Genomic DNA, 14150 nt, shown 5'->3' with positions numbered 1-14150 from the left:
GCTTTATTCCATTATATACGACCAGCTTGATTTGGGTAAATATCCGATTGATTTGTCCATGGTCTAGGGTGGAATGAGCATGTTAGGATGAGGCTATGAAAACGCATGCAAACCATATTGAGAGGGGTCATCGTTCATGAGCACATCCAAATCGATCTTTTATAACGCCCACCACTCACCGATCGGGGCTTTTGCAAGTTTTACACTTGGATACAAAGGTGCCAAGGGCGGACTCGGCCTGGAGCTGGGAAAACCTGCAGACCAAAATATATATATAGGATTACAATCTCGTGATGGCGAACATTATCAGGCACTACCTTTTTTTGAAGCTACCGAGGATGAGAGTGTTCGCTACGATGTTGAGAAGCTGGACAATGCAGAAAACGGAATAGAAGAGGGAGCCGAATCACAGGTACAATCCCAGTCACATACTTCAACCCGATCGAAGCGTCCGCTCATTGCAGCATTTCGTGATGAAGAAATTACACGTGAATTCAAGTCCGGTACAGACACCTGGACAGCGGGAGATCTGACTTTCCGGATCTATTCACCAGTTCGTCCTGTACCTGAACCGAAGCATGGGGATCTTGAACAATTAAAGGATGCTCTGGTTCCAGCGGTTCTCGTGGAGATGACGATTGATAACACGCAAGGACAGCAGTCACGAAGAGCATATTTCGGATATCAGGGTAATGATCCGTATTCGGCAATGCGCATGATCGGCGGACCCGAGGGCGGAAAGCTCACGGGTGTCGGACAAGGAAGGCTTACAGCGATTATGTCATCTGATGATGGACTGTACCCTGCACTTGGGTTCACGTTAGATAAAATCCTGCAGGAAAAACATGTGGAGAATTTGGCTTTTGGATTAGGTCGCACAGCTGCATTGCTAATGGAAGTTCCAGCTGGAGAGAAACGTACATATCACTTCGCAGTTTGTTTTTACCGCGGTGGCATCGTCACTTCCGGTTTGGATACGACGTACTGGTATACCCGATATTTCGCGGATATCCAGGAAGCTGGCCAGTATGCCCTGGATCGTTTCGACACATTGACAGCATCTTGCGAGGAAGCAGAACAGCGTCTGGGTACCAGTTCACTGTCGGATGATCAGGCATTTATGCTCGCTCATTCTATTCATAGTTATTATGCAAGCACGCAGCTCCTGGACGCAGATGGAGAACCGTTCTGGATTGTCAATGAAGGCGAATATCGGATGATGAACACCCTTGATCTGACAGCAGATCAGTTATATTTTGAACTTGCCCTGAACCCTTGGACGGTTCGCAACGAGCTCGAGTGGTTTGTGAAACGTTACAGCTATACCGATCAGGTTCGCTTCCCCGGGGAAGATCAATTGTATCCAGGCGGCTTGACCTTTACCCATGATATTGGTGTGGCGAATGTGTTCTCCCGTCCAGGACATTCTGCCTATGAGTTAGTGGGAATAGATGATTGCTTTTCCCAGATGAGTCATGAAGAGCTTGTGAACTGGCTGTGCTGTGCAACTGTCTACATTGAACAAACCAAGGATCAGGAATTTGTGAAGCAGATGCTTCCTGTAATTCAGGATTGCTTCCAAAGCATGCTTAACCGGGATCACCCGGATGAAGATCAGCGTAACGGTCTCATGGGACTGGATAGCAGCCGCACGAAGGGCGGAGCAGAAATTACGACTTATGACAGCCTTGATGTGTCACTCGGTCAATCCCGTAACAATATTTATCTGGCAGGGAAATGCTGGGCTGTATATGTGGCCCTTGAAAAGCTGTTTGCTGCGGAGAAACTCTCGGATTTATCCCTTCAGGCAGGACGTCAGGCTGATCGCTGTGCCGCGAGTGTTGCAGCCCAGTTGACGGAAGGAGGCTACATCCCGGCTGTTATTGCGGAGAATAACGATTCCCGTATCATCCCGGCTATCGAAGGGTTGGTATTCCCTTACTTTACAGGTTGTGAAGGTGCACTGGATGCACACGGCCGGTTTGGTTCTTACCTGCAGGCACTCCGAACCCATTTGAAGAACGTTCTATTACCAGGTACTTGTCTATTTGAAGATGGAGGATGGAAGCTGTCCTCAACAAGTAATAACTCGTGGTTAAGCAAAATCTATCTGTCCCAGTTTATCACTAGAGAAATACTGGGCATGGAATGGGATGAATCAGGGCAGGCATCCGATGCCGCGCATGTAAACTGGCTGCTGCATCCCGAAGAGTCTTACTGGTGCTGGAGTGACCAGATCCTGTCGGGCGTTGCTGTAGGCAGCAAATATTACCCGCGCGGAGTAACATCCATCCTTTGGCTGCTGGAAGGGAAGGGCACTCGTTTGGAACAGATCTATGCTAGCAAGGAGGCGGTACGATGAATCGTTCAATCGTTCAACAAAACTTAGCTGGCCCGCAGTATGATGCGTGGCTTGGATATCTCTCTGGTGAATACAGTCGTAAGGGTACTGCAAGTCAGACTGTTCCTGCTTGGGTAAAACGTATAAATACAATCGAGAAGCATGAAGTCATTGCTACAGCTCTGGAGGAGCTTACACAAGGATTGGAGAGATTGTTCGGAGAGAAACCAATAACAGTCTTATCCGGTATTGACCTTGAGGGTAAACAGGCTTCCCATGATCCTGGTATCTGGATTGGCACATGGGCAGGCAATTCACTTCTTGCAGAGGCGTTCAGCGAGAGTGAACGTGCCGCTGTTCAAGGAGAAGGCTTCGTCATTCGTGAAGACGAGGAACTAGCCAGACTCTTCATTGGTGCTGAGACACCTCAAGGTGTACTGTATGGTACATTCCATTTGCTCAGAGAGCTGGTACTGGCACAGGGGAGTTCAAGTGAGGCGGATACATCCTCGAAGAAATGGAGTCATGTGATTGAGCAGCCACGGAATGCGCTGCGGATGATTAATCAATGGGATAACGTGGACGGAAGCATTGAACGTGGATATGCCGGTAAATCTATCTTTTATGAAAATGGAGAATTCACGCAAGATATCGTACGCATTCGGGATTATGCACGATTGCTCGCTTCGGCTGGCATCAATGCCATCTCCATCAACAATGTCAACGTGCATCAGCGCGAAACATTGTTTCTGACAGAGCGCTTTTTGAGTGATGTAGCTCGTGTAGCCTCTGCATTCAGAGCTTACGGCATACGACTTTACTTAAGCGCCAACTATGCAAGCCCAATGGAGATCGGCGGATTGCTTACCGCTGATCCACTGGATGAGCAAGTACGAGAATGGTGGAACATTCAGACTGCCAAAGTGTATGCGGCCATCCCTGACTTTGGTGGTTACCTGATCAAAGCGGATTCCGAAAATCGCCCGGGTCCATTCACCTACAATCGGGACCACGCAGACGGAGCGAACATGCTTGCTGAAGCACTTCGTCCATTTGGTGGATTGGTTATTTGGCGCTGTTTCGTCTACAACTGCAAGCAGGACTGGCGTGATCGCTCCACAGATCGTGCGCGCGCTGCCTATGACCACTTTAAGCCTCTGGATGGACGGTTTGCTGATAATGTCATTTTGCAGATCAAAAATGGTCCGATGGATTTTCAGGTTAGGGAAGCTGTATCTCCGCTGTTCGGAGCGATGGATAAGACCAATCAGGTGCTCGAATTTCAGATCACACAGGAATATACAGGTCAACAGCGGCATTTGTGTTATCTGATTCCACAGTGGAAAGAAGTATTGGATTTCGACACCTATGCGAAGGGACAAGGATCGGAAGTTAAACGTATTGCGGATGGCTCCCTGTACAACAGACCTCATAGCGGTTTTGCCGCAGTTTCGAATATTGGTGCAGATGCATGCTGGACAGGACATCCACTTGCTCAGGCCAATTTGTACGGTTATGGTAGACTCGCCTGGAATCCCGAACTGTCTTCGGAAGAGATCGCGGACGAATGGGTTAGACTCACGTTTGGGCACGACGAAGAAGTTGTTCGTCTGATCTCTGGCATGCTTCTCGACTCTCTGAACATCTATGAAAATTATACGGCGCCGCTCGGAGTAGGCTGGATGGTTAATCCGGATCATCATTATGGTCCGAATGTGGACGGTTATGAATATTCCAAGTGGGGAACGTATCACTTCGCAGATTGCAGAGGCATTGGAGTAGATCGGACCGTACAGAGCGGTACAGGTTATACATCGCAGTATCATACGGAAAATGCGGAACGATATGAAAATGTAACGACCTGTCCGGATGAGTTGCTGTTATTCTTCCACCATGTTCCTTATACGCATGTGCTGCATTCTGGCAAGACCGTCATTCAGCACATTTATGATACACACTTCAAGGGTGCGGAACAGGCACAAGCCTTAGCGGAAACCTGGAGAAAGCTCGAAGGTAAAGTGGACCCGGAAATTTTCGAAACCGTAGCTCAGCGTCAGGACAATCAGGCCGAGCATGCCAAGGAATGGCGGGACATGATTAATACGTACTTCTATCGCAAGAGTGGCATTGAGGATGAGCGGGGACGAACCATTTATTAAAGAATTCTGCTACACATCCCTTTGTTATTGAATGAAAGAGCAGCATTGGCAACCAAGAGGAGGCGAAAACCCAATGGGACAGCATCAATTACCCCAGACCATGAAAGCAGCGGTAATGACGGAACCAGGACGAATCATCATCGAAGAACAGGCTGTACCGAAACCTGCTGAGGACGAAGTTCTGATTCAGGTCATGGCAGTAGGCGTGTGCGGATCGGATGTGCATTATTTTGAACACGGAAGAATTGGCAGATTTGTAGTGGAAAAACCCATTATTCTGGGGCATGAATGTGCGGGTATTGTAGCTGCTGTAGGCTCGAACGTATCACGCTTGAAGGCAGGTGACCGGGTTGCCATCGAACCAGGCGTTACTTGTGGACGCTGCGTGGCATGTAAGGAAGGACGCTATAATCTGTGTCCAGATGTACAATTCCTAGCTACCCCGCCTGTTGATGGCGCATTTGTACAATACCTGACCATTCGTGAGGATATGGTTTTTCCAATCCCGGATCATCTGTCCTTTGAGGAAGCTGCCATGAACGAGCCTTTTTCGGTAGGTATTCACGCTGCGCGTCGAAGTAAACTTGCTCCTGGAACCACGCTGGCGATCATGGGCATGGGACCTGTTGGACTGATGGCTGTCGCGGCCGCAAAATCATTTGGAGTCGACAAAATTATAGTTACTGACCTGGAAGAGGTACGACTTGAAGCTGCTCGGCGTATGGGAGCCACGCATACGATCAATGTGAGAAATGAAGATGCACAGACGGTCATTCGAGAGTTAACGAATGGAATCGGTGTAGATACGGCTTGGGAAACTGCAGGGAACCCCAAAGCGCTTCAATCTGCATTGTATTCACTGCGGCGGGGAGGCAAACTTGCTATTGTGGGCCTGCCGGCACAGGATGAGATTGCACTGAATGTTCCTTTTATTGCCGATAACGAGGTTGATATTTACGGCATATTCCGCTATGCCAACACCTATCCAGCGGGAATTGAGTTTCTGAGCTCCGGTGAGCACGATGTATTGTCCTTGATCACGGATCGTTATTCACTGGCTGAAACTCAACAAGCCATGGAACGGGCGCTTCACAATAAGAGCGGCAGTCTGAAAGTGATGGTCTATCCCAACTGCATTTAAATCTCAACTCAGGGAGTCCCGATTCAGGGACTTCTTTTTTTCATTTTCACCAAATAAATGATTATACAAGCTCCCATAACATGGTATAATTCATGAAGATTTTAATATATAAATGGATACAAACCACTCTGGTTGATAAGCTACTTAGCGAAAGGAACTGAAGGTTGTGAGAACACATGAATTTACGATTCACTCTGATTTTCACCGGGATGATCTGATGTCTATATCTTCTCAAGCGTCACGTTTTGCCTCGGATATTTCATTGTCGTTTGTTGAGTCTGAGCATGAGCATCGTGTAGATGTCAAAAGCCTGCTTGGTATGGCGCTTCTTCCGATTCGTCATGGCAGTATAGTCAGATTACAGACGCGTGGAAGAGATGAATTGGAGGCTCTGGAGTACATGCTGGATGTACTGGAGAAGGGAATAACTTAGACCGCGATCAGGTGCAGATTGTGGCGAATAGGTAAATATTTATCGTTTCTTCAAATCCTGCTGGTACTTTGTCCAAAAAAAGAGTATAATAAAATTTAGTTCTATTCAAGGAAGTACCCATTTAAAGGAGTGTAAATAGATTATGCCAAAAGCTGATATCCATCCAAAGACACAAACGGTTATTTTTTACGATGCAAGTGCTGATTACAAATTCCTGAGCTCTTCGACTAAATTCTCGAACGAGACAATGGAATGGGAAGATGGCAACACTTACCCTGTAATCCGTGTGGACACTAGTTCCGCATCCCACCCTTTCTTCACTGGTAAACAAAGAAACGTGGACATCGGTGGTCGTGTTGACAAGTTCAACCGTAAATACAACCTCAAAAACTAGTTTGTCTATAGATGACAAGATCAACCTCGGGAATTCGTTTCCGGGGTTTTTTCTATGTCTTAAACATCATTTGCAGGTCTACAAGGCTCCAAACTCTGACAAATTTTATTAAGGATTGCGCTTACATATCATTCAGAGGTAAACTAGGACTTGAGTGAAATCATATTGGAGGAGGAAATAGAGATGAGTAGCATTACACATATGGTTACGTTTACACTTTACGCTGGCAAGGATACAGCAGAGGCAGAAGCTTTTCTGAAGGAAAGTGCGGAAGCACTTGCAGTCATTCCGGGCGTGGAGAACTTTCAGGTACTGCGTCAGGTAAGCACCAAAAATGAATTTGACTACAGTTTTTCAATGGTTTTCGCCGATCAAGCAGCTTATGATGCTTATAATGAGCACCCGGTTCACCGCAAATACGTGGAGGAACGTTGGGAGAAGGAAGTTAGTCGTTTTCAGGAAATTGATCTGATTAATCACGGAATATGATATAAATCTTTCATTTTCAGGTCAGGGAATGGTATGTTTCGAAACCGTTTTAGCTTATCATGCTGCATTTGCAGTGTTTTCATTCATCGATATAGAACCAGAGAGGTGCTGTCACCATGCAATTGGATCTTACAGGCAAGACCGCGCTGGTCACTGGCTCCACTGGACAACTCGGGAGAGTCATCGCCCGTACGCTGGCTCGTTGTGGTGCCGATCTCGCGCTGCATTACATAAACAATGAAACGAAAGCTCTCGAACTTAAGCAGGAGATTGAGGCTTTTGGCAGACAAGCAGTTATCGTGCAAGGAGATATAACAAAACAGGAAACGGCTATGCAAATGCGGGATCAGATTCAGGCTATTCTTGGCGTCGCTGGAGTTGACATTGTGGTGGCTAATGCAGTTATTCAATATGAATGGACCACTGTGCTCGAACAATCTCCCGAAGACTACATCAGCCAGTTCGAATCTTGTGTGCTGCAGAGTGTGTATCTCGCCAAGGCATTTATTCCGTACATGAAGGAAGCTAGAGGCGGTCGATTTATCGGCATTAACACGGAATGTGCCATGCAGAATTTTGCAACACAATCGGCATATACCGCTGGGAAACGTGGGATGGACGGACTATACCGGGTTCTTGCCAAGGAAGTGGGAGAGTACCAGATTACCGTCAACCAAGTCGCTCCAGGCTGGACGATAAGCGATCGTGATCGTAACAGTGAGCCTGGACATGATGAGGGTTACACGCGTACAGTTCCTTTGAAACGCAGGGGTGAAGATCAGGAGATTGCCAATGCGGTAGCCTTTTTAGCCTCGGATCTATCCTCTTTTATTACAGGTGCCTATATCCCGGTCAGTGGCGGCAACGTGATGCCAGCTATTTAATCTGAAGATGTGTTAGAAGAAGTTTTAATTGAAACACTTATATAAATATCTTTGTTGAAAAAGAATCATTGAAACACCCCTATCTAGCTCCGTGCAGACGGAATGGCTTAGGGGTGTTTTGTTTTATATATCCAAAACGACATATGATTTTGATTCGTTTTTCGAAAGATTGGGGTATTAGAATAGGTATATTAACCCGGTGGAAACATAACTCAAAATAAGCGATTAAAGGAGATCAGCTATGAAAAAAACAATCGCAGATGTACTGGTAGAAGCATTACTAAATGCAGGAATTAAACGAATTTATGGCATCGTGGGTGATTCTCTGAATGCCGTACTGGATTCCATCCGGCGGTCGGGTAAAATCGAATGGATTCATGTTCGTCATGAAGAGGTAGCGGCATTTGCCGCTGGAGCTGATTCGCAGGTCAGTGGGAGTATCGCAGTCTGTGCTGGCAGCAGCGGGCCAGGAAACATGCATCTAATTAACGGCTTGTACGATTGTCACCGAAACCGTGTACCTGTACTTGCTCTTGCCGCTCATATTCCTAGCGATGAAATCGGAAGCGATTATTTTCAATCGACTCATCCGGAATATCTCTTCCAGGAATGCAGTCATTATTGCGAGGTCATTACGACACCCAAACAAATGCCTCGATCGGTTACGATGGCGTTACAAACTGCGGTCTCGCGTTCAGGCGTATCTGTCATTGTTCTTCCAGGAGACGTGGCAGGTCTTGAGGCAGCCGACCTGCCGTTCCCGAGCATGTTTACCATGTGACACAGCCTGTTGTTCACCCCTCTGAGCAGGAATTGCGGAAATTGGCCGATTACCTGAATCAGGACAAAAAAATCACATTGCTCTGTGGTGCAGGATGTGCAGGTGCAAGAGAATCTCTCATGCAGCTGTGTGATCATCTGAAATCCCCAATGGTTATCGCTTTGCGCGGTAAGGAGTATCTGGAGTATGACAATCCCTATTCCGTCGGCTTGACTGGCTTGATCGGCTACTCATCCGGTTATCATGCCATGATGGACTGTGATGTTTTGTTAATGCTTGGAACAGATTTTCCTTATCGTCAATTCTATCCGGAGGATGCAATTGTGCTTCAGGTCGATATACAGTCATCCCATCTTGGTCGGCGTACGAAGCTGGACTATGGGTTGTGCGGAGATGTCAAATCGACCATTGAGGCTTTGATGCCTTTACTGACGCACGAGCATCATGACAAACATCTTCGTAAAAGTGTGGACCATTATCTGAAGGTACGTAAGGAGCTGGATGAACTTGCTGTCGGAAAACCTGGAAAAAAACCGATTCATCCGCAGTATCTTACCAAAGTAATCAGCGATGCTGCTGGGGAAAATGCAATTTTCACCTGTGATGTAGGTACACCTACGGTATGGGCCGCACGCTACCTGGAGATGAGCCGTAACCGAAGATTACTGGGTTCATTCAACCACGGTACCATGGCAAATGCACTTCCACAGGCGATAGGCGCACAGGTAGCGAATCCGGGAAGGCAAGTGATTTCGCTGTCCGGAGATGGCGGGCTTGCGATGTTAATGGGGGACATGCTAACGCTCAAACAGCATAACCTTCCGGTCAAAGTGGTCGTGTTCAACAACGGTGCGCTGAGCTTTGTGGAGCTGGAGATGAAGGCGGCAGGATTCCTTGAATCTGGCACGGAACTCGTAAATCCAAACTTCGCCATGGTTGCACAAGCGATGGGCATTGAAGGTATTCGGGTGGAAGACCCCGCAGAACTGGAGGGAGCGGTGGAACGTGCACTTCAACATGATGGACCTGTCCTGATCGATGCAGTTGTGAATCGTCAGGAACTGTCCTTACCTCCGAAGATTAATATCAAACAGGCAGAAGGTTTTACGTTGTGGATGATGAAGGCGGTTCTCAACGGGCGTGGCGATGAATTGATCGAGCTTGCCAAAACCAACTTGCTCAGATAATGTGCGTGTAATACGCAATCTATTTGCTCTATAGTACATCTCACATGAATGGAGAGCGTAAATTCACTGAATGGTGATTGCTCTCCTTCCCGAGATGGCAAGGTTGTGATCCAAATCATGGTATGTACTCATATGATATGGTTTGTTTTTATATCGTAAGTCCATTAAAATAGATAAAGTCAGGCAGGATTTATGTCAGTTTTAACCTACATATGTAGCAAATTGTTGGATTACACGCTATCGCAATGAGCCGATCCGATGACAAGATGACTAACACAACTGGAGGAGATCAGAATGAGTCACACAGGTAAAGTAGCCATTATTACCGGAGCAGGAAGTGGATTGGGTCAAGCAGCTGCACTGAAGCTGGCAGAGAAGGGCGCATCCATTGTGGTTGTTGATCTCGTCGAGGAGACTGGTCTAGCAACAGTGAAACAGATTGAGAAGCTTGGTGCCAAAGCCATCTTCGTACAAGCCGATGTTAGCAAAGCCAGTGACGTTGAGAATTATGTCAAAAAAACAGTTGAAGAGTTCGGTCGAATCGATATGTTCTTCAACAACGCAGGGATCGCAGGACCTGGTATTAAACTCATCGAACACACGATTGAGCAGTTCGACCAGATTATCGATATTAACCTAAGAAGCGTATTTTATGGACTGAAATATGTCATCACCGAAATGCTGAAAACGGGTGGCGGTGCCATTCTGAACACAGCTTCAACGGCAGGTATTGTCGGTGTTCCGGCAGTTGCTCCTTATGCGGCTACCAAGCACGGCGTAGTTGGTTTGACTCGTACAGCCGCCATTGAGTACGGCAAAGAAAATATTCGTGTCAATGCGATTGCACCAGGAACAATTGAGACGCCAATGGTCATTCAATTCGGTAAGGACAACCCGGAAGTGTTCAAAGCAACCGTGGACAGCATTCCATCCGGACGTCTTGGTAAGCCGGAAGAGATCGCGAATCTCGTTGCCTTCCTGCTTGGTGATGAAGCTCCTTACATCAATGGTGCTGTGTATCCGATTGACGGCGCTGTAACCGCACAATAATATTGCATAAAGAGAAAGAGGCCTGTCGCACACAGGGCCTCTTTTTTGTCTTTGCTCTCCAATTTTATATCCGTCACGACTTTGCTCATGTAGCGTTAGCAGCATCGGTTTCGAGAGTTAACAAGCAGATCAGGAAGAAGTACGTTCTAATGTATCAACATAATCTTTGGCGTCTTTAAGAGAAAGGTTTCTGGCTTCGCGAAGCTTTTTAATGGCCTTGATCTTATTGCCTTGTTGAATCATTAGGATCAATTCCTGATCCAGCTCTGACAACTCCGTTGGCTGTTCGGACGAAGATGACAGGGTAGATGATGAAACAGGATAATTGAATGAGGAACTTGGCGTTCGTTGCGTTATGCCAGCACCATTCTCAATGCGTTCCACATCTCGTTTAAGTTCATTCAGTTGGCTTTGCAGACTGATTACTCTGGTGAGTAGTATCACAATTAGAAGTAATAAAACGATTAAAAAAATGGTGTTGATTTCCATGGTGTAGAATGCCTCTCTTTCATTACGTGTGTATCATTTTATCATTTGAGTTGAACCGGGAGTTCCTTCAGTCCTCGAACAATCATGCCAGGTCTCCACTCCAGTTCGGTAACATCCGTTTGAAGCTGTATCTCAGGATAACGGGCTAGCAATGTACTGATGGCGATTTCGCCTTCCAGACGTGCCAGAGGCGCTCCGAGACAGAGATGAATGCCTTTACCAAAAGCGAGATGCTGGCTTTTCTCCCTTGTTATGTCGAAGATATCGGCATCCTTGAATTTCTCAGTATCCCGATTGGCAGAATCAAGCGCCACAATGACAAGCTCACCTTTGGCAATGTTCTGTCCACGGAATTCAACGTCCTCCAGCGCCCAGCGTGACGTACTGAATTCAACAGGGCCATTGTAGCGCAGCATCTCTTCAACTGCATTATGGATAAGCTCTGGCTTCTGAATCAGCAGATCTCTCTGCTCAGGGTGTTCAAGAAGGGCCAATACACCATTGCCAATCAAATTAACCGTAGTTTCGTGGCCAGCAATAATAAGCAGGGAGACAACACCGAGTAATTCATTTTCAGTAAGTTGTTGTCCGGATTCCTCTGCAATCACAAGCTGGCTTATCAGGTCTTTACCTGGCTTCTCGCGTACTTTGGCAAACCAGTCGGTCAGGTACTCGGTAAACTCCTTCGCATGCTGTTCAAACATCTCCGCGTGATCCGAACTTGATGCATCAATGATCGAATTGGACCAGACGCGGAACTTGTCCTGATCCTCAACAGGTACACCCAGAATCTCACTAATGACAATAATCGGAAGTGGAAAGGCATACTCATCAATTAAATTCATTTTATCCCTGGAGCCTATTTTGTTCAGCAGATCATCGGCGATGTCCTGAATGTGGCTTCTCATATCCGCAACCAATTTAGGCGTGAACGCTTTCTGTACAAGTCCTCTCAGGCGGCGGTGATCCGGCGGGTCGGAGAATAGCATGTTATTCACAAAAACCGTTTGATTTTCAGGTCCATATCGTTTGGCTACATCCTTACTGAAGCGTTGATCCTTGAGTACTTCGACCGCATCCTCATACCGGGTTATAATCCATCCGAACTCGCCATGAGGAAACATGACCTTGAATACAGGGTCTGTCTCTCTCAACTTTTCGTACACGGGGTAGGGGTTTTGAGTGAATTCCTTAGTAAAGAATGTCGTTTGTGACGTTTCATTCGTATTCAATTCAATTCTCTCCTCTCATCCAAGAGCTCAAATATGAAGTCCTTTGCTAAAAGGATCATATGTATGCTTCTTCGGCTTGATACCTAAAGCCTGCATCCTCTATATATTCAATATTAAGAGCGTAGAAACCTTGTTTTCATTGAAAAATCGGTTTTCCTGTGGAGGAGCAGAGAAGTGGACATATCCATGGAGAGGAAGATTTTATTGGAAGGAGAAGGGAAATTCAGACTGAAGAGAGAAGCAGTAGTGAATCAATACTAGTGAAAATTTCAAAGTTAGGAGCAATCTATCATGAATGAATCACGGCTTCCTCTGAATCGTCACCAGATTCCAGCGAGTCCGCTTGTATTAGGCTGTATGCGATTTGGAGGCGAGTGGGACGGACTTCCGATCACCGATGATCTTGTACATGAAGGGCACCAAGCCGTTGAGGCTGCTCTTGAGATCGGCATTAATCATTATGACCTGGCTGATATCTATACACGTGGCAAAGCAGAGCATGTATTTGGACGAATCCTATCCGAGAGAAAAGGATTGCGTGATCAAATCATCATTCAATCCAAATGCGGCATACGTCTTGCTATGGAAGACGAGGGTCCACAGCGCTACGATACATCTGGTGCGCATATTCAAGCCAGTGTTGATGGTATTTTATCTCGACTCGGCGTGGATTACCTGGACATTCTGTTACTTCATCGTCCTGACCCTCTCGCGCATCCTCAGGAGATTGGTGAAGCACTGGCGAAACTCCATCAATCCGGAAAAGTCAGACATTTTGGTGTATCCAACATGGGTTCGGAACAGATTCGTTTGCTGCAGCTCAATAGTTCGGTGCCTCTAATCGTGAACCAGCTCGAGATGAGTTTGGACAAAATCGGATTCGTGGAAGCGGGGGTTACCGTGAACCGTCTACAAGCCAAGGACCAAGTCTTCCCTTATGGTACGATGGAGTATTGTCAGGCCGAGAATATCCAGCTGCAGGCTTGGGGACCACTTGCGCAAGGTAGATTTACGGGCAGGGTAGTCGAAGGTCAGAGACCCGAGATAGAACATACCGTCCAGGTCGTGAATAAGATTGCCAGGGAACGGGGCGTAACGGCTGAATCTATTGTACTCGCTTGGTTAATGAAACATCCCGCAGGCATTCAACCTGTGATTGGTTCAATTCGGCCGGAACGTATCCGTGCCTGCCGTGATGCTACACAGATTGAACTAACGCGACATGAATGGTATGAGCTGTATTCAGCGTCCTGTGGAAGAAGAATGTAAGCAGAAGACATATGGATTGCTCATTAGTTGATACATTTTTTCCTTAAACGAGAACGAAACACAGGCCGGCGGTCTGTGTTTTTTATTTGTCTATTTATTGATAGATTCAATACGGGTATTCGTAGTCTAGTGAATACATAAATGCGCTATACTCCATGTCCATAGACTTAGTTCAGAGTTCTGATAAGAGGGACGTTTCAACCATTTTTCCCGGTTTCTAGGGTGGTTGAGAAACCACTGTGATAAAATAAGAGGAATAAGAACATACGATCTGTTTTGTGGAAGGAGATTAAGGATAACG

General features: G+C 46.6%; 11 protein-coding genes and 1 pseudogene. 10 read left to right on the top strand and 2 right to left on the bottom strand.

Annotated features, from left to right (window positions below):
* Window positions 1–136 precede the first annotated feature (136 nt).
* The 9 genes and pseudogenes from CHH60_RS03695 to CHH60_RS03655 all read left to right on the top strand — a co-directional run bounded on the left by CHH60_RS03695 (window position 137) and on the right by CHH60_RS03655 (window position 10859).
* The gene (locus tag CHH60_RS03695; RefSeq protein ID WP_095357974.1) at window positions 137–2362 is read left to right on the top strand and encodes a glycoside hydrolase family 52 protein; all 2226 of its coding nucleotides are present in this window, start codon (window positions 137–139) and stop codon (window positions 2360–2362) included.
* Window positions 2359–4500 carry an alpha-glucuronidase family glycosyl hydrolase gene (locus CHH60_RS03690; RefSeq protein ID WP_095357973.1) on the top strand — a complete coding sequence of 714 codons (2142 nt, stop codon included), beginning with the start codon at window positions 2359–2361 and terminating at the stop codon, window positions 4498–4500. Before CHH60_RS03695 ends, CHH60_RS03690 begins: the two co-directional genes overlap by 4 nt.
* Window positions 4501–4573: 73 nt before the next feature.
* Complete coding sequence (locus CHH60_RS03685; RefSeq protein WP_095357972.1) at window positions 4574–5641, top strand: NAD(P)-dependent alcohol dehydrogenase; 1068 nt, start codon at window positions 4574–4576, stop codon at window positions 5639–5641.
* A 166-nt stretch (window positions 5642–5807) separates the two neighbouring features.
* Window positions 5808–6074, top strand: a complete 267-nt coding sequence (locus tag CHH60_RS03680) for an HPr family phosphocarrier protein (RefSeq protein WP_236146554.1) — start codon at window positions 5808–5810, stop codon at window positions 6072–6074.
* A gap of 142 nt (window positions 6075–6216) precedes the next feature.
* Window positions 6217–6468 (top strand): type B 50S ribosomal protein L31, encoded by a 252-nt coding sequence (locus tag CHH60_RS03675; protein WP_095357971.1) that lies wholly within the window; start codon window positions 6217–6219, stop codon window positions 6466–6468.
* Window positions 6469–6651: 183 nt separating this feature from the next.
* Window positions 6652–6957 carry a Dabb family protein gene (locus tag CHH60_RS03670; protein ID WP_176475971.1) on the top strand — a complete coding sequence of 102 codons (306 nt, stop codon included), beginning with the start codon at window positions 6652–6654 and terminating at the stop codon, window positions 6955–6957.
* A gap of 116 nt (window positions 6958–7073) precedes the next feature.
* Window positions 7074–7841 carry an SDR family NAD(P)-dependent oxidoreductase gene (locus CHH60_RS03665; protein WP_095357970.1) on the top strand — a complete coding sequence of 256 codons (768 nt, stop codon included), beginning with the start codon at window positions 7074–7076 and terminating at the stop codon, window positions 7839–7841.
* 241 nt (window positions 7842–8082) lie between these two features.
* Window positions 8083–9809, top strand: a pseudogene (poxB, locus tag CHH60_RS03660) (ubiquinone-dependent pyruvate dehydrogenase).
* A gap of 294 nt (window positions 9810–10103) precedes the next feature.
* The gene (locus CHH60_RS03655; RefSeq protein ID WP_095357969.1) at window positions 10104–10859 is read left to right on the top strand and encodes an SDR family NAD(P)-dependent oxidoreductase; all 756 of its coding nucleotides are present in this window, start codon (window positions 10104–10106) and stop codon (window positions 10857–10859) included.
* Window positions 10860–10988: 129 nt separating this feature from the next.
* Here the strand turns inward: CHH60_RS03655 and CHH60_RS03650 are convergent, their stop codons facing one another.
* The gene (locus tag CHH60_RS03650; protein WP_095357968.1) at window positions 10989–11348 is read right to left on the bottom strand and encodes a ribosomal protein L7/L12; all 360 of its coding nucleotides are present in this window, start codon (window positions 11346–11348) and stop codon (window positions 10989–10991) included.
* A gap of 41 nt (window positions 11349–11389) precedes the next feature.
* Entirely contained in the window at window positions 11390–12580 is a 1191-nt protein-coding gene (locus CHH60_RS03645) for a cytochrome P450 family protein (RefSeq protein ID WP_095357967.1), read from the bottom strand.
* A gap of 291 nt (window positions 12581–12871) precedes the next feature.
* On the opposite strand from CHH60_RS03645, the gene CHH60_RS03640 reads away from it, so the two are divergent.
* Window positions 12872–13849, top strand: coding sequence for an aldo/keto reductase (locus tag CHH60_RS03640; RefSeq protein ID WP_095357966.1), 978 nt, complete (start codon window positions 12872–12874; stop codon window positions 13847–13849).
* The last annotated feature ends 301 nt before the right edge of the window (window positions 13850–14150 follow it).

Source organism: Paenibacillus sp. 7523-1, from assembly GCF_002276415.1.
GTDB lineage: Bacteria > Bacillota > Bacilli > Paenibacillales > Paenibacillaceae > Paenibacillus > Paenibacillus illinoisensis_A.
This window is presented reverse-complemented; position numbering and strand designations above follow the sequence as displayed.